Origin of the sequence: Parapedobacter pyrenivorans, from assembly GCF_014636865.1 — a bacterium.
Taxonomy (GTDB): domain Bacteria; phylum Bacteroidota; class Bacteroidia; order Sphingobacteriales; family Sphingobacteriaceae; genus Parapedobacter; species Parapedobacter pyrenivorans.
In genome coordinates this window covers 1,586,187-1,608,194 of the sequence record NZ_BMER01000001.1, presented here as the reverse complement: position 1 = coordinate 1,608,194, position 22,008 = coordinate 1,586,187, and the positions used below count along the sequence as shown (strand labels likewise).

General features: G+C 50.3%; 13 protein-coding genes. 7 read left to right on the top strand and 6 right to left on the bottom strand.

The genetic code is table 11. The features are described from left to right. Positions 1-11: 11 nt before the first annotated feature. From IEV98_RS06330 to IEV98_RS06315, 4 genes are all read right to left on the bottom strand, one after another. Positions 12-3,182: a SusC/RagA family TonB-linked outer membrane protein gene (locus IEV98_RS06330; protein WP_229738604.1), complete on the bottom strand. Its 3,171-nt coding sequence runs from the start codon at positions 3,180-3,182 to the stop codon at positions 12-14. Between the two features lie 318 nt (positions 3,183-3,500). Further along, positions 3,501-5,003, bottom strand: a complete 1,503-nt coding sequence (locus IEV98_RS06325) for a serine hydrolase domain-containing protein (RefSeq protein WP_188505034.1) — start codon at positions 5,001-5,003, stop codon at positions 3,501-3,503. Next, the gene (locus IEV98_RS06320) at positions 5,000-7,414 is read right to left on the bottom strand and encodes a serine hydrolase (protein WP_188505033.1); all 2,415 of its coding nucleotides are present in this window, start codon (positions 7,412-7,414) and stop codon (positions 5,000-5,002) included. The genes IEV98_RS06325 and IEV98_RS06320 overlap by 4 nt, the downstream gene beginning before the upstream one ends. 69 nt (positions 7,415-7,483) lie before the next feature. Beyond that, positions 7,484-9,577, bottom strand: a complete 2,094-nt coding sequence (locus tag IEV98_RS06315) for a S9 family peptidase (protein WP_188505032.1) — start codon at positions 9,575-9,577, stop codon at positions 7,484-7,486. 67 nt (positions 9,578-9,644) lie between these two features. On the opposite strand from IEV98_RS06315, the gene IEV98_RS06310 reads away from it, so the two are divergent. After that, on the top strand, positions 9,645-9,875 hold the full coding sequence (locus IEV98_RS06310; protein ID WP_188505031.1) for a hypothetical protein: 231 nt from the start codon (positions 9,645-9,647) through the stop codon (positions 9,873-9,875). After that, positions 9,862-10,278: a putative toxin-antitoxin system toxin component, PIN family gene (locus IEV98_RS06305; protein ID WP_188505030.1), complete on the top strand. Its 417-nt coding sequence runs from the start codon at positions 9,862-9,864 to the stop codon at positions 10,276-10,278. Before IEV98_RS06310 ends, IEV98_RS06305 begins: the two co-directional genes overlap by 14 nt. Positions 10,279-10,300: 22 nt before the next feature. Here the strand turns inward: IEV98_RS06305 and IEV98_RS06300 are convergent, their stop codons facing one another. Further along, complete coding sequence (locus tag IEV98_RS06300; protein ID WP_188505029.1) at positions 10,301-12,136, bottom strand: N-acetylmuramoyl-L-alanine amidase; 1,836 nt, start codon at positions 12,134-12,136, stop codon at positions 10,301-10,303. A 147-nt stretch (positions 12,137-12,283) separates the two neighbouring features. Here IEV98_RS06300 and IEV98_RS06295 point away from each other — a divergent pair, with 147 nt between their 5' ends. The 5 genes from IEV98_RS06295 (at position 12,284) to IEV98_RS06275 (ending at position 20,362) form a co-directional block, all read left to right on the top strand. Beyond that, positions 12,284-13,585 carry a UDP-N-acetylmuramoyl-tripeptide--D-alanyl-D-alanine ligase gene (locus tag IEV98_RS06295; RefSeq protein ID WP_188505028.1) on the top strand — a complete coding sequence of 434 codons (1,302 nt, stop codon included), beginning with the start codon at positions 12,284-12,286 and terminating at the stop codon, positions 13,583-13,585. A 94-nt stretch (positions 13,586-13,679) separates the two neighbouring features. Beyond that, the gene (locus IEV98_RS06290) at positions 13,680-14,090 is read left to right on the top strand and encodes a DUF6841 family protein (protein ID WP_188505027.1); all 411 of its coding nucleotides are present in this window, start codon (positions 13,680-13,682) and stop codon (positions 14,088-14,090) included. A 209-nt stretch (positions 14,091-14,299) separates the two neighbouring features. After that, a complete protein-coding gene (locus tag IEV98_RS06285) occupies positions 14,300-15,553 on the top strand; it encodes an efflux RND transporter periplasmic adaptor subunit (protein ID WP_188505026.1) in 1,254 nt (417 codons plus the stop codon). Between the two features lie 14 nt (positions 15,554-15,567). Next, the gene (locus IEV98_RS06280) at positions 15,568-17,946 is read left to right on the top strand and encodes an ABC transporter permease (protein WP_188505025.1); all 2,379 of its coding nucleotides are present in this window, start codon (positions 15,568-15,570) and stop codon (positions 17,944-17,946) included. 49 nt (positions 17,947-17,995) lie between these two features. Further along, positions 17,996-20,362, top strand: a complete 2,367-nt coding sequence (locus IEV98_RS06275) for an ABC transporter permease (protein WP_188505024.1) — start codon at positions 17,996-17,998, stop codon at positions 20,360-20,362. Between the two features lie 3 nt (positions 20,363-20,365). Here IEV98_RS06275 and IEV98_RS06270 read toward each other — a convergent pair whose 3' ends face one another. Continuing rightward, on the bottom strand, positions 20,366-22,003 hold the full coding sequence (locus IEV98_RS06270) for a M56 family metallopeptidase (RefSeq protein WP_188505023.1): 1,638 nt from the start codon (positions 22,001-22,003) through the stop codon (positions 20,366-20,368). Between the last annotated feature and the right edge of the window lie 5 nt (positions 22,004-22,008).

The window sequence follows — 22,008 nt, the reverse complement described above, 5'->3', positions numbered from 1 at the left end:
ATACCTTCCAATTAAAATCCAACATTCAGTGTAAACAAATAACTCCGTAACGCCGGATAGGTCATCCCCGCAAACCCTTCGGCATTCGAACTGCTGTTGGTCGTCGAGTTCTCCGGATCGTAGCCGTTGTAGTCGGTGATCACCAGCAGGTTATTGCCCGTTAGGCCAACGGAAGCATTCTTGATGAAGCGGGTACCGAACCAGCTGGACGGCAGTTTGTAGTTTACCGAAACCGACCGGAGCTTCACCCAGCTGGCCTTCTGGACGAAAAACTCGGAGTTACCACGGTAATAATCACGATAGTAGCCGTTGCCATAGTTCCGGTCGGTCACCTCGTCGTACCCCTGTCCCAGCCACACCTGCTGGGTGTTGGGCGAGCCGTCGGCCAGGACACCCTCGAACACGATGTGGTCATTCCGGTTGAGCGTATACTCGGCCATGCCAAATGCCGCCAAGAAGTTATCCATTTGGTTATAATAACTTTGGCCGAACTGCCCGTCGATCAACATCGATACGGTAAGGTCCTTGTATCGGAAGTTATTGTACCAACCCCCTATCCATTTGGGGAACACGCTGCCCAGTTGTTTGACATCGGCTGCCGGAGCCAATATGGGGAACCCATTGTCACCGATTAGCAAGGGCCGGCCCTCGTCGAGTTCCAACGACTTGTCTACTCCCGCGGCGATTTCCTCGGCCGTATAATAGCGCCTGTAGGTGCGTCCATATAGCGTGCCGTAAGATTTACCGGGGATAACGCGCATTTCGACCGTAGAGCTCAGGTAGCCAAATTCGGAAGCCACCGGGATCTGATCGGTGCGGTCACCGCTGATCGACAAAACTTTGTTCCGATTAGCAGAAAAGTTAAACTCGGTATCCCATGTAAAGTTGGCATTGCGTACCGGGGTCCCCCCCAGCGTGATCTCAATACCAGCATTACGCATATCGCCTACGTTGATCGAAGCGGTGGAGAAGCCGGTGGTAGTGGAAATCGGGGCCGACAGGATCTGGTCGCGCGAGTCCGAACGGTAATAGTTCCCATCAAACCGTAACCTGCTGTCGAACATATTCAACACCAAACCGGCCTCGAACGTATTCGTAAATTCGGGCCGTAGATCGGGGTTACCCAACAATGCGCCCCGGGTAAATCCAGTGATACCCGTAGGCAGCGCACTGTAAGATGTGTACCCTAAGCTTGTTGCATAAGGCAGCGCATCTTTACCGATCTGGGCGTATGAGAGCCGCAGCCGGGCATGGCTTATCGCTGCCGGTAGCTGTAGGTGGTCGGACATCACATAGCTGATGCTGGCAGAAGGATAATAAAACGAATTGTTCGGTTTCAACAGCGATGAGGTAATGTCGTTCCGAAGGGTCGCATTCAAATAGAGGTAATCCTTGAAGTTGAGCGTCAGATCAGCGAACGTACCCATCAACCGGTATTCTTCGCGGCTTGTAGCGACATCGAGCTGATTCGCGTTACCGAGGTTAAACCAATTCCATACCGAGAGGTCCCACCCTTCTGTGGCCGAGCGGTAGATGCTTCGGTCGTATAGCTCGTTGCCCAACCGCAGGGAACCACCGAAATCGGTGGTGAACTGATGGGAAAGGTTCACCAGAAATGTACTGTTGAAGGTCCGGTATTTGGTATCGTATACATTATAGAATCCGCGGCCCGTAGCTCCTTCGCCGCCGTTATCCTCAACGATAATCTCATCTTCCAGACCGCGGAATCCCAACGCGGTGCCTTGGCGATTGTCACGATACGTATCAACGCCAAATGTATAGGTAAAGCCGAGCCATTCATACGGGTTATAGTTTAAACTCGCGTTTCCTATAAAACGCAGTACGTCATCGAAAAACCGATTGGTCTTGGCCACGTAGATGGGATTGGTGGATAAACCCGGGAAACCCATATACATAGTACCGTCTTCTTTCTGATAATGGGTAACGTCCCACCGGGGCACCCAGTAGGCAAGCTGCTCGTTGTAGCGCCCGGCATTGCCGCGATCGCCCCCACTATTGGCCACATTCATGTTGGTACTGATCGTGAACTTGTCGCTTACATTCACCTTGGTATTCAACCGGGCCTGGATGTTTTTGAAATCCGTAAACGGCATGATGCCCTGCTGTTTGAACTGTGACAGCGAGGAATAGAACGTTATCCGGTCGGAACCGCCGGAAGCACTCAACGTATTCTTAAACTGATAACCGGTCTCGTAAGCGTCTTCCAGATAGTTGTACAACCTCGCCGGATGGGTAGGGTCGATTGCGCGGGCTTCTTCTACCGTAGGACCGAAAGCCGGCCAGAACTCATTGGTATCATAAATGTTGTTCCACCCCTGAGTATATACATCCTGCAATTTCGGGAATTTATTTACTTCGTCTATACCTACGGCACCCTGGTAATTGATGCGGATATCGCCAGCGTTGCCCTGTTTGGTGGTAATCACCACTACCCCATTTGAACCGCGAAGCCCATACAATGCCGTTGCCGCACCACCCCGCAGGATGTTCATGGACTCGATGTCGTTCGGATTGATGTCTACAGCACGGTTACTCATACCACGGATACTCGCTGATTCTCCCTGCGTTGAGGTACTGTTGTCCATAATCACCCCATCGATAACAAACAAGGGCGAATTGTCTCGGTCCGGGTCGAGTGAGTTGATACCCCTAATCTGAATTTTAGCTCCCTGACCGGGCGCTCCGCCCGTATTGCGGATCTGGATGCCGGCAGCCTTGCCTTGTAGCGCATTGACTACATTAGGTTGCTGGTTGACGGTTAGCTGCTCGGCGGTAACAGCTTGTGCCGTATACCCCAACGAACGCTCCTCGCGCTTGATACCGAAGGCCGTCACCGCCACCTCGTCAAGCGTTTCGGAAGCCGCAATCAGGGTAATATCGATCGTTGTCCGATCACCTATGGCGATTTCCTGCGACGCCATACCTATCAGGGAAAACACCAGGACATTTCCTTTGGACGCTGTGATACGGTAACTACCGTTGTCATCGGAGACTGTTTGCCCACCTTCGTTCTGGACTGTCACCGTAACGCCTTCCAGCGGTTGGCCCTGCTGGTCCGTGACCCGGCCATTGATGGTCCGTTCTTGGGCGTAGCCCGCCGGCAGCAACCACAGCAAGGCCATCATAAGCCCACCTAGTTTTTTGAGTTCAATTCCTCTCATGGTTCTCCTTTTGTTAGTTTGATTGTCTTGATAAAATGAAAAAGTAAAAATCCAAGTATCTATCGCCGGTCTAATAGGCATTATCGTCCGATACGCCATTACACCTCAAACATTGCTACAAATGCCTAACCCTGAATCTAACTTTTTATATAATTGGTCGCTTTTCAGTACAAGAATACTAAAAAAAGCATGTTTATGCAAATTTTATTGTTATTTTTTAAAAAAAGCGCACAAACACGGAAACAAAGTTCGCTATACAACCCAAAAGGTGCCGCAAATCGCGCATAAAAATGCATGTTCGCAACTTCCGGCTTCACATTATTCCCCATCTATCACACTTGACAGTTTAATGGCGTAATCCTGGATACGCGGGGTATGTTCTGGCGTTAATGTAAAAAACACTTCCACATTTCGGTTTTCGCATTCAATAACAAACGTGCCACGTAGCTTGTTCCTAGGGGTAATCTCATGTACTCGTATGATTCGGCCGGCCGCTTCAAAAATTGCTTTGCATTCATCGCGCAGCGTTTCGATGTAAAAATCCGCAAAGAAATTGCCAGCGAAAATCGGGCTTTCCTCAGCATGTTCCCATCCGGGCAAAAAAGCCATCAATTGTTGTTGCCGTTCGTTAAGAATCGGAGATACCGGAATAGTGCGGGGAGCAAGATCCGCCCGCTCTATAATCGACGTGGCGACTAAATTGTTGGCGCGTACGGCGGGGGCATACGTTACGTTACTAAAGCAGACCACACCCAAATCATAGTCTGGCAGGACGATCCAGTTGCTACCAAAGCCGGGCAGACCGCCGGTATGCCCCACTGTGGTCACGCCGCTGGTATCACGGCTCCAGCGCAATCCGTACCCATAGGCCAGCGACAGCGGTCGCTCATTCATTTCGGTTAACGAATAGAAGACCCAGGGCGACTGCATTTCCCGCAAGGAAGAGCGGCGGATCAGTTGGCTATCCTCCCCATTACGCGCCGGCCAGGCCTGCTGGTGCAGCGCCATGTATTTGATAAAATCACCGATCGTCGTCAGCATTCCTCCCATCGCGCCATAGGTACCATGGCCGACCAACGGCTGTTTCACCCACGCTCCGTTCACCCAGCGGTATCCATAGGCCAGTGATCCATCGGGTACACGGGTGTAATCCCAATACGTATGGTCCATACCCAGCGGTTTCCAAATATGCTGGCTGATATATGCATCAAAGGGTTGTCCTGTGATGCGATGAATAACCTCTCCCAACAGCGCATAAGCGGTATTGCTATATTCGTACGTTACACCCGGTGTATTGGAGAAGGAAAAACCTTCCCTAATCCGGTCACGAAACGCTTCCTGAGGCATATCCAGCAACCGATCCCCCCATGGATCATCCTGTGGAAGTCCACTGGTGTGGTTGAGCAGGTGGCGGATGGTCACAGCCGGAGCATCGGTTGTGGGCATCGGCTGCCCTGCAAACTCAGGAATAAAGGTTGCGAGCGAGTCGTCCAGCTTCAACCGGCCTTCATCGCGTAATTGCAGAATAGCCATCGCAACAAAACTTTTCGTCATGGAGGCGATGCGAAACACGGACTGTTCGGATACCGGAATCTGCTGTTCCAAATCGGTATACCCGTACGTACCCATATGAACGACTTGCCCTTGGTAGATCACCGCGTAGGCCAAGCCCGGCGAATGCTGTTCTTCGGCAAACGCACGATACACACTATCGATAAAGGGGATAGTTTGCTTCAAGGCATTCATCGAATCCTGTCCGCAAACAAATAGGCCGTTTATCATCACGGCAACCAACCCCGTTATGGCACGAAAACTTTTCATTCTATTTCACTGATGTAATCATAAACCAACCGCGATACTGTTGCCACGGTCTCGCGGGCTACACGCTCTTCCATGTTTCCGGAGAGCAGCACCAACGCATAAGCCCGCCCGTTGGGCAGGTAAACAATTCCGCAGTCGTGATAGATACCCGCTATCGCACCGGTTTTGTGGGCCACTACCACGTCTTTGGGAAGTTGGCCAGGTATCCCGTCGTTAAACTGTTGCGCCTTGAGTATTTTCACCATCGCTTTGCTTGAAACACGGTTTACGGCCGTTCCTTCTGCCAGATGCTTAAAAATGAGCATGAGGTCATACGCCGTCGTCGTATTATTCATTCCACGCTCAAATGCTTTGGAGTCTTCCACACCACGCAGCACCTGGATTTCATGCGCGCCCATCGCCCGCATGGTTTTCATCACATTTTTCGCTCCTACTTGATCAATCAGGATGTTCGTGGCCAGGTTACTGCTCTCCGTAATCATCCGGAACACCATATCATGCCAAGTCATTTTGCTACCTATCCGGCCATACAGATCGCCCTCGCTATCCGTATTGGCCGGAAGGGAGAACTTGCTGTTATCAACGATGCTCTTGAATTCATTATAGACGGTGAGCGAATCGGTCATGCTGAATTTTCCCGCCGCGGCTTGTTTGAACACTTCAATCATCACCGGAGTCTTCATCGTGCTTGCCGCATGGAATGTTTCCTGTTCGTTGTACAACAGCTGGTCACCGCTTTGCAAATCCAATAGCGCATAGGCAAAGCGCCCATCAGGATGTTCTGCCAACGTCTTGCCGATCCGTTTGCGCAGTTCGGCAGTATCGAGGATCGCGCTTTTTTCCGGGCGCAGCACCACATCAGACCAGTCGCTACCTTCTCCTGCCTTTTCAGCTACGAAGCGGCCCTCTTGGATGGATTTATCAGCGTTAAACACGAAGGTCAGAAACGGCCCCTTACCCCGATCGGTATTGTCATAGATCAAGCGGAATAAGTCGCCATGGAAATAGCGAAGCAGACCGCTGTACTGGGGCGATTTGATAAAATCGATACGCAATGTGGTATCGCCTACCACACTGACTACTCCCCTGCCCAGGAGCTGATCGCGGTATGCTCCAGCGTAATCGGCTAAGGATAACGACCGTTTCAACGTAGGGTCAGGTATGGCGGGCTTATGCTTGGCCCGGGAGGAATCTTGCCGGGCCAGTGAGCTGTCCAACTCCTTTTTGTATCCAGCAATCCAGTCGAATGGTTCATTGCCAAGGTAATAGTCGAGCACATGGTTAATGATCGACCAGTATGCACCAGACGAAAGCTGGTTGGTGAGCACGACAACACCAAGATTTTGCTCGGGCACCATCGCGATCTGCGAAACAAAACCGGTCAGTAAGCCGCCATGCCCGACTACTTTTACTCCCCGATAATCATACGCCCGAAAGCCCAGCGCATAGCCATAGAAGTTCTTTTGATTAGGTTTAAGCCATTCCGGCTCTTTACTGATGGGCATCTCCCGTACAATTTTCCAAAGTTGCTCGGTTGCGGATGGCCTGAATATCCGGAACCCATCCGGTGTCCGCCCCGAATCCAATTGGGTGATCAACCAGCGTGACATGTCGGCAGCCGAAGACGCAATACCACCAGCCGGATTGCCATTGTCGCCGATATTGGTTTCGAAATACCGTTCGCGTACTTCCAGCTTCCCGTCCCGCCGGGCGTGCGCATACGCGACATTGGGCTGGTCTTTTAAGGTACTATATCGGGATATGGTATTTTTCATCCCCACACGATTGAAAATCCGCGTTTTCACGAAATCTTCCCAAGGCATGCCGGAGACCGCCTCTACCACTTCGCCGGCCGCAACGTAAAGAATATTATCGTAGGCATAAACTGAACGGAAATCATGGCGCAATGGTACATTCTTCAACTTCTTAAGCAATTCCTTACGGCTATAGGTCGACGGGGGGAACAGCAAAAAATCATTGGCGTAGGCTGGCAGCCCACTGTGATGCACCAACAAATCGCGAACGGTAAGGTGTGCGGTCACGTAGTCATCCGAAAGCTGAAAGTAAGGTAAATACTTGATTACAGGATCTTCCCAGTCAAGCTTTCCTTCCTCCACGAGCATTGCAAGGGCCGTAGCCGTGAATGCTTTGGAATTTGACGCGATATTGAAAAGTGTATTTTCATCAACCAGATCCGGTGTTCCCAATTTCTTCACACCATATCCCTTTGCTAACACAACCTTTCCGTCTTTGACAATACCGATGCTGATTCCCGGCACGTCAAACGCGTGAATCACTGCACCCACGTACTCGTCCAACCCGGGAGGCAGCGATTGTTCCTGCGCCTTTGAAATTCCTGTGATGCTTAGTGCCCACAGCGCATAAAACACAATTTTTCCAGTTTTCATCATATCAATTAATCTAGTGATGTCGGTTTGGATACCCGCCGCAATAAGCCCCAGCCCCATCAGTGATGGCCACTAAGGGTATAATTGCTTTTGAAGAAAATCGGCAGTCGCTTGATTGACCATCACCTGGTGTTCATATAACATCCAATGGTGCGTATCGTCTGGGATCATCAGGGTCTCTATCAGCACATTTGTTTTCTTCAACCGGTTCAGCAGGTCTATCGTTTGCTCGAAATCCACATTCGCGTCGTCGTCGCCATGGATAAGCAACACGGGCGACCGCCACGTATCCAAATAAGATACCGGCGAGGAGCTTCTGGCCAGCTCGATGGCCCTCTCCGCATCGGGTGCCGGCTCAGCACTTACCGGTGGTATCCGTCCGATGTAATTGTGTACGCCGTGAATGTCAACACCGGCAGAAAAGAGGTCGGAATCCTTACCCAGGGCAAGCGCGGTGAGGTATCCCCCATAGGATCCGCCATATACGCCAATGCGCGTAGCATCCACCTGCGGTTGATCGGCCAGCCATTCCCCGGCAGCCTTGATGTCCTGGTATTCGGAAGCACCGTATCGTCCGGCAAATAACGGCTTATGGAAGTCGAAACCATAGCCGATACCGAGCCGGTAGTTGACCGAAAGCACAATAAATCCACGGCTGGCGAGGTATTGGTTCAATGCATAGGTATTGGCATAGTAGTCGCCATAGTGCCAGCCCAGCAGCATCTGCCGCTGTGGCCCCCCGTGGATGAATACGACGGCGGGCTTTTCAGCCGCTCCACCCACTGGCTCGAACAATTGCGCATAGACCGTCATCCCGTCCGGCGCCTTGAATTCCACCCGCTTAGGCGTCACCAATTCAGCGTTTTGCAAGATATCGGGGATGAGGTGCTCACCCAGCAACCGGACGGTTGTGTTAGTGCCCGGCCATGGCAATAGGGCAGGCACCGACGGTCGCGAGGCCGTGGCACTTAAGAAAACCAGGTGCCTGCCATCACCGGTAATGCTTGGGAAGGCCTCGATGCCTTTTCCGGGGGTGATCACCTCCATGTCGGGCTTATCCACGGGCACGCGGATGATGTGGCGACGGTCGATGTCATCCCTATCGGGGCCTGTATTGGCGCTGGCCACCAGCCACTGGCCATCCGGCGAGGGCCTGATATGTTCCACCATAAACGCCCCAGGAGTGAGCAGCATGGCGTCGCCGCCCGTATCCCGTATCGAATACAGATGGGGCCATTTATCGTGGTAAGAAAGGAACGTTATCCGATCTTTTCCCACCCAATGCAGGTTGGTGCCCCCGTTTGTGGTAGGCACCGCACCCTGCGGCGTTCGCGGTGCACTCCAGATTGGGGCTGCATCACCATCATCGACATTGGCCGTCCATATGGCCCACGGGTTAATAACCGGACTAAGTATCGAGTCTGGCGCACCACCCCATGCATCTTGCCGTACGAAGGCGATCCGTTTGCCATCCGGCGACCACCGAGGGGAGCCATCACGCGCAAACGTAGGGGCGACCCATTGGATAGGTGTCTGTTTGTTGCGGAATATACCTACTAAAGAATGGCTCCCTCGCGCCGACACAAACGCCAGTGCGGTCCCATCGGGCGACCATTGGATACCGCCATTAACGCCCCGTGCATAAAACAGCTGTCCTGCCTCGCCGGAACCATCGATGGCACATGTCCAAACCTGTCCCTGCCGGATAAACGCAACGCGATCGCCTTGGGGGGATACCACCGGATCATCGCCATCGGCGAGCAATTTCGGCTGCCCTCCAGCAAAGGGAACACTCCATACTTGTACCTTGGTCGCCACAGGCAGGGAAGCCGGGTTACGGGGCGTATTTGCATTGGAGCCCCCGTGGTCGCCTCCTTTTACGTAGACCACCCAATTACCATCCGCCGAAAGCTGTACGCTGGTGATTTCATCACCCAGGTCTTCATCATAGGCCGTCAGCTTACGTAGTTCGAATGCCGGTCCTTCTGCTACATAGAGGTTGCGGCGACCCTGTTCGTTGATAGCCAAAGCCAGTCGGCTATCCGTGGTCGCGGTTGCCAGTTCCGAGGGAAATGGATAAGTCGTAAGCTGCTGCATCGTAGGTTGCTGAGCGATCAGCAAGTAGCTCAGGGAGCAAAGCAGCAATAATAAAGTTAATTGTCTCATTCCAATGTCTGATATTTAAGGTTATAGCATTGTTGCATTTGTATAATTATTTGTATTTTTGTCTATTATGGAACGAATTGTATTGGAAGTGGATGGCAGTTTGGCCCAGGCATGGAAGAGAATGCCTGCTACAGCTAAGCAACGGTTTGCCAAGGACGTGGAAGTACGGTTGGTCGAGCAAATTCGTTTGGCCGAAAAAGATGAATTTGAGAAATCGCTGAATAATTTGCGGAGTCAAGCGGCCGCAAACGGTCTCACCCAAGAAATACTTGAGGACTTGCTTCGTGAAGAGGGCTAAGCTTTTCATTTTTGATGTTAATACGTTAATCAGCGCATTTGTCATCGGCAGCCAGACCAATGCGAAAGCATTTGACAGAGCTATAAGTATAGGTCGTATTATTACCTCTCCTCCAATACAATCTGAACTATCGAATGTATTTCTCAGGCCTAAATTTGACCGATTTGTCAGCCTCGAAGACCGCCTTGCTTTTTTAACATACCTGGATCGCCAGATGCTATCGTGGTCGTTACCAATTTCAGCTATCCAGGCAAGTCGCGACCCGAAGGACGATAAATATTTAGAATTAGGAGTTGCAGCTGAAGCGACTTGCATTATTACAGGCGACAATGATTTACTCATATTGCATCCATTTCATAATATTCCAATATTAAGCGCCGCCGATTTCCTTATTCAGTTTTAGCGGTGCACAGACCATTCAACGGTCACCCACCATTCACCTCCCTCAAAAACCCCTTCACTCCATCCACAATGCGCTCGGCTACATCGCCGTGAAATTGCCTGTCCAGCAACCGCTCCTCATCCGCCGGGTTGGAAAGAAAACCGACCTCTACCAATACGGAGGGAAATTCCGTGGGCGAGTTGAGTGTGAAATTAAATCCGCCCACATTGCCGAAGTCGGCCAGATCCAGTTGCCGCATTTCCGTAAGGATGTGCTGCGATAGTGGTCGGTACGCGTGATAGCGGTAATACGTTGAAACGCCCTGCACCATCGGGTTGCCAGCAGAATTACAGTGGATGCTGATCAGTAGATCCGGATCCTGTCGCTGAAATCGCTTCAAACGATGACCGTTATTGACCGACTGATCGCGGTCCCGTGTCATGATCACGGTACTGCCCGCCCTCTCCAGTGCCGTCTTCAGCTTCAGGGCCATCGCTAAGTTGAGATCCTTTTCCAATACACCCGTCATCCCCACCGCACCCCGGTTACTGCCACCGTGCCCTGCATCAACAGCGACGGTGAGCCCCCGGAGGTCAAGTGTTTCCGGCTGGGGCTTCACCCGGATAACCAACTGATTCCCCTGATAACCTACCTCATAGCCCCAAAGTTGCTTTTCCTTCAATTCGATATATACCCTGAAAATCGACTTACTGTGCTGTTCATACCACACGTTCCGGATAGCTACAAGTCCCGCTTTCTGTGTAATCCAGTTGCTGTTTGAAACCGCTCCATAAACATCCAGCACGATACGCGTTGGCTCCTGCTGTACGAGATGGGTATAGGGAAGCCGCTCGTTCAAGCCGATTCGCACAAAGTCGGCCGTGCTATCCGAAAACACCGACCAGCTGCCCGTCAGTGAGTATGGACGGAAATGTGCGCCCTTTTGCAAACGAAGGCGATTCACGGGTATATAAGCCTGCACCTGATCGGCCAGCCTTACCCGGTACATGTCATTCATCTTCCCTGTCACCTCCAGTTTCACCAAGCTATCCAACTCCCCCATCTTGGCTCCGCCCAGACGGTCGGCGCCCAATCCGTAATATAACGGCACCTGACCGGCAGTGGTGAGCCCAGTCAGCACGTGGGACTGGTTGAGTATCGTAATCCGCTGGCGGCTTTCCGCCATGACGTTCTTTTCGGTCGCTCCATCATGGAGATAAAATGGGATGGGCAGGTCCACCAAGGTGTCCGAAGGCTGGATGGTATATTCCCCACGGTAAATGCCTGCCACATGGGTGTCTGCGGTATCCATTTCAAAAAGCGGGACGCCCTTATAAAAGGATGCCACCATGCCGGGTGTTGCCTTCATTTCCACCTGCAGGAGATCGCCAGTCTGCAGCCAGATGTCGCCCTTCGGCAGCACGCGCGTATACTCAATGGAAAAACCGGCTGTAGGCTGTAATGGAGTTGGCTTTTCATACACCACAACGATGCGTTTATGTAGCGTATCGGCATCCACTACGTGTTGTACCAAAAACTCATTCACCCCCGTTCGCAGGTACATTGGAGCAGCAAAAACTCCTGTGCCATAAACGGGTACCTCTTCCCCATTGAGGAACAATGTACCCGTGGGGTCGGCCTTCCCGCGGAAATAAGCGACGGTGTCGGCCACCACGCTGCTATCCGCAGCGGGCGATACCACCTTTAAGCGGGGTTGCTGCTGCCCCAATGCCACTGATGAGCAAAAAGAAACCTCAAAAGCCAAAACTAAACAAAACGAAAGAAGGTATAATTTCCACATATTTATAAATAGCGATATGACGACATCGTCTTCAACATCAGACCAGCAAGCGCTCCCTTCCTTTAACTGGTTTATCATTGGGTTGAGCAAGGTTAAGCAAAATAATTGAAACTATATGCATGTTGTTGCATTATACATCAAAGAGCCGCAACAATATGTACCAATCAGTGATCCAGTGTTGAAAGTAGCGCTGAATAATTCCCAAACTTTCCCTAAACTTGCACCATGGAGCCTGCATTATTATATCCTTATTTCCTCGAGCATCCCGCAATCAGTACGGATACCCGTAATATCCAGCCCAACAGTCTTTTTTTCGCCCTTAAGGGTGAAAACTTCAATGGCAACGCCTTTGCGGGCGAAGCACTCGAAAAGGGTGCAAGGTATGCCGTTATCGATGAGCCGCAATACCAAACGGATGAACGGTTTTTGCTTGTCGCGGATGTACTAACCGCTTTGCAGGAACTGGCCCGCCATCACCGCCATCAACTCCGGATTCCCATTGTCGGCATTACCGGTACCAACGGTAAAACGACCACAAAAGAATTGATCCACGCGGTACTATCGCAACAATTCAACACCCTTGCCACCACGGGTAATCTGAATAACCATATCGGCGTACCGTTGACTATGCTAGCCATCACCGAGCAAACGGAGATAGCGATCATTGAGATGGGTGCCAACCATGTGGGCGAAATTGCGTTACTCTGCGGGATTGCCCAGCCTACGCATGGATTGATTACCAATGTAGGGAAAGCCCACCTGGAAGGATTCGGCAGTTTCGAGGGCGTTAAGAAAGCCAAGGGTGAATTGTATGATTATCTTGCTACCCATAATGGCACCTTATTTCTGCAAAATGACAATCCATTACTCCACGAAATGGCTGCTGCCCGTAGGGTACCGCAGGTAGTAACTTACGGCTTTTCAGTCGGGAATGATGTTGTCGGCGAATTGGTTTCGGCCGATCCGCTGTTGAATGTCAGCTGGAAACTTCAGGCAGCTGCGACGCCCCATATCACTCCCACTCAACTTACCGGCTCCTACAACACCGAAAATATCCTGGCCGCCGTCTGTGTTGGTCAGCATTTCAACGTACCACCGGCAAAGATTAATCGGGGTATCGCTGAATATACACCTAAAAACAACCGTTCCCAACTCACCAAAACGGAGCACAATACCATCATCTGCGATTATTACAATGCCAATGCCACCAGTATGGCTGCTGCGTTGGATAACCTACGTATGCTCAAAGCCGAAAGGAAGGTGGTCATCCTCGGCGATATGTTTGAATTGGGTGCAGAATCACATACCGAGCATCACCAAGTGGTTCAACACGCCCTTTCACTTGAGGTATATCGGCTAATTTTCGTAGGCGAAGCTTTTTTCGAACACTGCTTTGCGGGTGCTGAATTCTACAAAACCACTGCAGAGGCACAAGCCATGTTGCAACAACAGCCGATCACCGATGCATTGGTGTTACTAAAAGCATCCCGTGGCATGGCGTTCGAACAATTGGTAAGCTACCTTTGACATTTCACCGTAACTACGGCAAACCATTACGGGTTGAACGTGTTTACTTGCAAAGGAATATAGTAAACGTCCTCGTTGCTTAATTAGTTGTCACATGCAGCCATTTTATGATTTCTTTACGGCATACGGTTCATTTTCTGTTGGAGATGATCCAAAAGCCATCGCTTCGTTTTATGCCGAAAGCTTTATAGCCGCTGCCCCAGGCGGCGCAGCTTCCTACGACAACGATGATCAATTCATCGACTGGCTAAACGGTGTACTCCAATTCAATAAGCAGGTCGGCCTGCAAAAAATGACACCGCACAACGTCGATACTACATCGATGGGCGAACACTTTACACTGGCAAAAGTAACCTGGGAAGCCCTGTTTTCCAAAACCGGAAACAAACCGATAATTTTTGATATCAGCTATATTCTGCAACATACAGGTAATGGACCAAAGATTATAGGGTATGTTTCGCACGACGACCAAGAGGCTGTCATGAAGGAATACGGCCTGATGTAGGACGAATCGTTACTTCCACACGCGCAAGCGCCGTTGCCGTATAAACTTCATCAATTGTCCGCTACCGCACAACAGGTGTCCGATATCGAACAGTTTCATTTTACCCACCACCACAACACACTGTATCCAAATTAGTTATATTTTTGGCACGGCGTTGTATGGTAATGGGTGGCTAGAAAATAAAGCCGACAGCCGATAGCGACAAGAAAATGGATAGAGCATTACCAAAAAAAAGATGGAACAGTAAACGCATCGCGATGGTTGCGGGTGGGGCGGGCATCTTGGCCTTGATCTTCGCCAGTTATTATTTTACCTCCGGCAACTCGCGGCTCAATGTGGATGCCGAACGTATCACCATATCAGAAGTGAAAGAAGACTCCTTCCGTGAATTTATACCGGTAAACGGCACGGTACTACCCCTTACCAGCATCTTCCTCGATGCCTCCGTAGGCGGGCGGGTGGAAGAAAAGTTTGTAGAGGACGGGGCCAAACTCAAAAAAGGTGACCCGATTATGCGGCTCTCGAATACCGATTTGGAATTGAGCCTGGTAAGCCAGGAAACGAACGTATACAACAACCTGACCCAGATGCAGATCGCCCAAACGAACGCCCAACAAACTTCTATTTCGAATCGCAATCAAATGGTCGATGCTGAAAATGCCTTAAAAGAGGCTAAGCGGCTATATGATCTCAATAAGACCTTGTTTGAAAAAAAAGCAATTGGTTCGCAAGAATATCAGCAGGCTAAAAATGAATACGATTATCAGCTAGAGCGGATCAAGTTGACACGGGAAAACATTGAGCAAGATTCGATCCGAAGTGTCCAATCACTCCAACAAAACGAAAAATTGTACTCCAGCGGCATGTCTGCACTGGCGCTGATGCGTCAAAAAGTGGATGATCTCATCCTTCGTTCACCGGTAGACGGACAACTGACGTCCTTCGATGCCGAAATTGGGCAGAACAAACCCGCAGGCGAGCGCCTCGGCCAAATCGACGTGCTTACCGGATTCAAAGTCCGTGCGGATATCGATGAGCATTATATTTCCCGCATTTACCCCGACTTGGAGGGTGAGTTTACGTTTGCTGGGAAAAGCTATAAGCTTGTCATCAAGAAGGTATATACGCAAGTGACCAACGGACGCTTCCAGGTGGATATGGAATTTGTAAACGAGATTCCTGAGGGCATCCGCCGCGGGCAGACCCTCCAAATCCGTCTTGCCCTCAGCGATGAGACCAAGGCCATCCTGTTGGCCAAGGGCGGCTTCTATCAGCAAACCGGCGGCAATTGGGTGTTTAAGCTTACGGAAGATGGAAAGACGGCTTATCGTGTAGATGTACAGCTCGGTCGTCAAAACCCCGACTATTATGAAGTGGTGAGCGGGCTGGAACCGGGAGATAAAGTGGTAACCTCCAGTTATGAGACATACGATCGGGTACAGGAGTTGAGCATTAGTAATTAAAACCTGACGGCGCGATGTTAAAGAATTATATCAAAACTGCTTTTCGAACCCTCGTCAAAAATAAATCGTATTCCACTATTAACATTGCCGGGTTAGCAGTAAGCCTTTCTGCAGCCATCCTTATTTTGCTATGGGTATGGGACGAGCTGAGTTTCGACCGCATGCACAGCAAAGCTGACCGGATTTACCAGGTATCCACAACGTTTGATGCCTCGTCGGATAACGTATGGCCTGTTGGCCCACCACCGTTAGCATTATTCGGAAAAGCCGAAATACCCGGCATCGAAGAAGCTTGTCGATTCAGTAATAGTGAAGCTGCCATTACCAAGATCAATGATGATCGCAAATTTACGGAGTCAGGCCAGTATGTCGACCCTTCCTTTTTCAAGATTTTTGACTTCTCGTTGTTGGAAGGCAGTCAACAGACTCCGTTCCCCGACAACAGCTCCATCATTCTCACCAAAACACTAGCGAAGAAATATTTTGGCGACAAGGAGGCCATCGGGCAAATGGTATTGGTCACCGTTGATCCCGCTGCAGCAGATAGCAAGCGGAATTTCCGTGTCACCGGCATTGTCGACGATTTTCCGCTCAACTCCTCCATCGAAGCAGATTTTCTCCTTCCATTTGATTTGCTCAATGAAAACCGAGAGGGAGATGGCCTCAATGCCGAATGGGGAAATTTTGGCTACCGTACATTTTTTCTCCTCCAAAAAGGCACTAATCCAAAAGCTACTGAAAAACAGTTGGCAGATCTCCACCGAAAAAATAATGATGCGGAGATCTTTAAGACTTTGGTATATTACCTCCAACCCCTCGAAAACCTGCACCTCTATAATGGAAAAGGTGAAGAACGAGGTATGCAACAAGTACGGATATTCACGCTCGTAGCCGGCATCATTCTGTTGATTGCGTGCATCAACTATGTCAATCTCGTCACCGCACGCTCAACGCGACGTAGCAAGGAGGTCAGTGTCAGAAAGGTAGTAGGAGCTAATCGCCTGCATCTTTTCTGGCAGTTCATCACCGAATCCGTTGTGGTGTTTGTTATCGCTATGGCCCTGGCCATCGGGCTCACCTATGCCGCTATGCCGCTCTATAATGGCCTTTCGGGAAAAGAAATGACATTCAGCTTGCTGGATACCCGCGTGTGGTTACTCTTTGGCTGCACACTCTTCGCTGTAGTTTTGCTCGCCGGTGTGTATCCTGCGCTATTGTTATCCACCTTCAAGCCCGTCCAAGCGCTGAAGGGCATCCTACCGGGAATCGGCAAAAACAATGGCTTCCGTAAAGCCCTGGTGGTGGTGCAGTTCAGTTGTTCGGTAGTACTTATTATTGCTACCATCATCATCAGTCGTCAACTGGAATACATCCGCAAAAAGGAATTGGGATATGACAAGGAGAATGTTTTCCTTTTCGCCCAACGCAATTTCATCGGCCGATTTGATGCCATACGCGCTGAGCTGGAAAGCCAGCCGGGTATCAAAGGCATTACCGCCGCCAGTAGCGACATCAGCAACATTGGAAGTGGCACAGGAGATATTGAGTGGGAGGGCAAACCCTCCAGCATGGCCAATTTCATGGTCAATCAAATGGCAGTAGACCACCAGTTTTTGGAGGTTATGGACATCCCATTAACGGCGGGTCAGGGATTTTCAGGCATGCCGTCCGACACGAGTTACATCGTGCTTAACGAGACAGCCGTCAAACAAATGGGATTGGAAGATCCGGTGGGAATGGCCATCACCTTTCGCAACAGTCCCAGAACCATCATTGGTGTTGCGAAGGATTTCCATTTCAACGATCTGAAAAAGGCGATCGGGCCGTGCGTACTTTTTGCGGAAGCTAGCATGCCCCTTGGCGGCATGTATGTCAAAACTACGGGAAATGATGCTGCACAGGCAATCGCTGCCGTGGATAAACTGTGGAAACAGTACAACAGCGAATTTGAATTCGACTACCAATTCATGGACGAATCATTTGACAAACTCTATAAAGGGGACATTCAAGCCGGTAAATTATTTAATGTCTTTGCAGGAATCACGATCCTTATTTCCTCTCTTGGTCTTTTCGGCCTGGTTACCTTTACTGCCGAAACGAAATTCAAAGAAATCGGGATCCGCAAAACGCTGGGTGCCAGCATATCCAACATCATCTTACTGATATCCAAAGATTTCCTCCAACTGGTGGGAATATCGTTCCTGATTGCCTTTCCCGTGGGGTGGTGGATGATGAATAAGTGGCTGGCCAATTATGTATACCGAACAGGCATGGAGTGGTGGGTGTTTGTAATCGCTGGTTTTACGGCATTTGCAATCGCGGCGATCACCGTCTGTGGAAAGTCGCTGAAAGCCGCGAAAGGGAATCCAATCAAGGCAATCCGGACGGAATAGTTGGCGGTGCGCGATCAGCTGACAGCCAATTACCATAACTGAAAAGCTCATGCTAAAAAATTACATCAAAACCACCTTTCGCAACCTTTGGAAAACCAGGGGATACAGTTTTCTTAACATTTTTGGCCTGGCCATCGGCATCACTTGCGCGTCGCTCATTTTCCTATGGGTGGAAGACGAAATGAGCTATGACAATCATTTTCCGAATAAGGAATATATTTATATATCGAAGTCCAAGCAAACCCACGATGGCGGCACCTATGTGTTTGAAGCTAATCCTGGGCCATTAGCTCCTGCGATTAAAGCGGAGTTGCCTGGTGTCAAGTACGCGGCGCGAGTAAACTGGCCAACGCCACTCCTGTTCAATCTGGGCGAAAAGACCCTCTACCAAACCGGGTTCTATGCCGATCCTGACTTCCTCGACATCTTCTCGCTGGAATTCATCGAAGGCAACCGGGCCTCCGCGATGGGCAACATCAACGACATTGTGCTGACCCAAAAAGCTGCTGCACGCCTTTTCGGTAACGAACCGGCCATGGGCAAGCAGGTACGAATAAACAATGAAGAAAGTTACACCGTTGCCGGTATAGTAGCGGATCTACCCAAGAACAGCAGTGTGCAGTTTGATTGGATTATTCCATTTAAAAAATTTGAAAGCCAGAGTGAGGGCGGATTTGAGACATGGGGCAACAACAGCTTCCTGACGTATGTGCAGCTGGAGGCCTCGGCCGATCTCGCCGACGTCAACAAACAGTTCTATGATTTTGCGGAACGTAAAGTGGGTGACGATCTGTTCTATAAGAATTTCCTGTACCCGATGGAACGCTGGCGGCTATACAACAGCTTCGACCGCGATGGGAACGAACAGGAAGGCCGCATTAAATTCGTGCGGTTGTTCAGCATTATCGCTTGGGTGGTACTCCTCATTGCCTGCATCAACTTCATGAACCTTGCTACAGCCCGTTCGGAAAAACGGGCTAAGGAAGTGGGCATGCGCAAGGTGGTAGGGGCTACCAAAACCTCCCTCATTGGCCAATTTCTAGGCGAGTCGCTGATTCTCGCCGCACTGTCGGCACTGTTTGCGATCGGACTTATTTTTGTATTCATCGGGCCTTTCAATAGCTTGGTCGAAAAGGAGCTGACGGTTGGATTAGTTGAACCCATGCACCTCGCCTTCCTGGTCTGCATCGTGGTGGTATGCGGTCTCGTTTCCGGAAGCTATCCGGCATTTTACCTTTCATCCTTCAACCCAATCGCTACCCTAAAGGGAGCTAGACAGAAAGCTGGCATGGCCGGGTTCATACGTAGGGGGCTGGTGATTATCCAATACGCTGCTTCCATTACCCTTATTGTCTGTACGGTTATCATTTTTCAACAAATCCAGCACGTGAAGGGCCGTGATATGGGCTTCGAGCATAGCCAGGTCATGACCACACCTTTGCGGGGGAAGATGCTGGAACACCTGGATGTCATCAAGGAAAAGCTCATCGCTACCGGTGGTGTCGAAACCGCGGGGCTTAGCAACATGAGGGTGCTGAATATCGGTTCGAATACTTGGGGCATCAGCTGGGAAAACAAAGATCCAAACAAGCAAATATTGATCGGTATCCTCCATACCGATGCCGACTTCATTCCAGCCATGGGAATGCAGTTGATCGATGGGCGCAACTTCCGGCCGCATATGCTAGGCGACAGCAGCAGCATCGTTATTAACGAGGCCTTTGCCAAGCTCATCCAGCCCGATGGCCGGGTTGCAGGACAAACCGTGCGTTGGGGTGAAGACACCCACACCATTGTCGGCGTCGTGAAAGATTTTGTGTACAACAACGTGTATACACCTGCCGAACCTGTGCTGTTCTATCCGTTTGCGACCAAGTGGGGCGTACTCAACATCAAGACCAAAGCGGGGATGAACCTGTCGAAAACGGTTTCCCAGATCGGCGAAATCCTTAAGGAAACCAATCCGGGATATCCATTTGAGTACGAGTTTCTGGATAATGTCTTTAATGAAAAATTCAAATCGGAAATGCTGATCCAGAAACTGGCGGGTGTATTCGCTGTAATCTCCATTATTATTTCTTGTCTCGGCCTCTTTGGCCTCGCTGCCTTCACCGCCGAGCGACGTACAAAGGAAATGGGAATCCGCAAGGTATTGGGAGCATCAATCTCGTCATTGGTCGGGTTGCTCAACCGCGAATTTGTCGTACTCGTACTGCTCTCCTGCACGGTAGCCTTCCCCATCGCGTGGTGGATCATGAGCGACTGGCTGGACAACTATCAGTACCACACCGACCTGCACTGGGGGGTGTTTGCGCTGGCTGGCGGGGGTGCGCTGCTGATTGCATTGCTTACCGTAAGCTCACAGGCCATCAAGGCTGCGTTGACAAACCCGACGAGAAGCCTAAGGGATGAATAATCGCTAGGGTAACCGCTCTGCCGATTCGAAGTGAATCCTGATCGAATCGGCTTGTCTGCGTACCGGCTCGATGAGTTTGCGCAGTTCCTCGTCGGACCACTTCATTTTCTCCATTTTTTCCTTCCATTCAGGCGAATCGAAATATGCCTTTAACGAATCTGCCTGCTTGCGGACTTCTACCGTTATTTTCCGCTGCTCCTCCTTCCATTCCGGAGACGTGAAGTACGCTTTGATAGAATCCGTCTGCTTACGGACCTCAGCAGTTATCTTGCGTTGCTCTTCTTTCCATTCAGGGGAGGAAAAATATGCCTTTATCGAATCCGTCTGCTTACGGACTTCAGCAGTTATCTTGCGTTGCTCTTCCTTCCATTCAGGGGAAGAAAAGTACGCCTTGATCGAATCAGCATGATGCCGAGCGGCATCCACTTCTATCTTCAGGCTATCCGGAAGATCCTCGTAGGGTTCAAACGTCTGCGTTGCACTGCTGCTAGCGGTAAAGGTGATGTTCGATTTTCTGCCCGGGGGCAGTGTATCATTTGCTACCGCCTGGAACACGATGTTTTTTTCAGCATCCACAGCTAGGGCAGCCACCGTATCAACGGCGACCGCTGGTAACACGTACATTTCCGTTGGCTCCGTATCCCGCGCAAAGGGTTTCACCCAAGCGAGCGAAGCGATACAGCCTAGCAATAGTGTCAGGATAGCCAATTTATGCTTGGCATTCAAATAGTTAATTTTCATATTAGTCATTCGTTGAATTCGGAGTAATAATTGCTTTTTCTTCGTGATTGCCTGCATGGCCAGCCGATAGCTTGGCAGCTGGCGTCGCTCTTCCAGCCACAGCAACGTCTGCGCATATCGGATAGGACTTGATGTCAGCTCCACCACCATGTCGTCGCATGCGTTTTCCCGCTCTGTCTCAAGCATTCTACCGATAAGCCACACAAAAGGATTGAAAAATAATAGCGTCTCCGCGATTATTTTAACGAGATTGAAGAGGTAGTCGCGTCGCTTGATGTGTGCCAATTCGTGGATGAGCACCGTCTCTACCTGCTCCGGGCTTATCCCGGAAAAAAGTGCCAAAGGAAATAAGATAACCGGCTTAAAGTGGCCGATTACTGCCGGAACATCCACCAATGTGGAAAGGTGGAATGCGATGGATTTGCGAAGACCCAGCTGTTGCTTTTTGCTAGCCAGCAACGCTTTCCACGATTCGGGCACTTCCAATAAGCCCTGTGTACGGATCATACGTAACTTTCGGAAACCACTTACAACCAATGCCAACTGGAAGAGTACACCAAGCGCATAAAAAACGGCAACTAATGGGAAATACTGTTCCACCGTTGCCTTGAAGGAAAACGAACTGTTATAGTCGGACAATGGGAAAAACGCGACAGCACCATCCGTAAAAGCCGCCAGATCACTTTTCACATCAGCCGCTATGTAATATAAAGACGTCAGGAAAAAGAATCCCGATAGTACCAATAATGCCACTACCGCCAGCAACGATTTTATTTTCGCACGTCCGTTTAAAAACTGGAAGGCTAAGAGCAGTGAACCATAAAGGATAGCACCCATCCATAAGGAATGGATAATCCCCCAGCCCAGCCCCTTGAAAATCAATAGACCAAAATTTTCCATCGTAT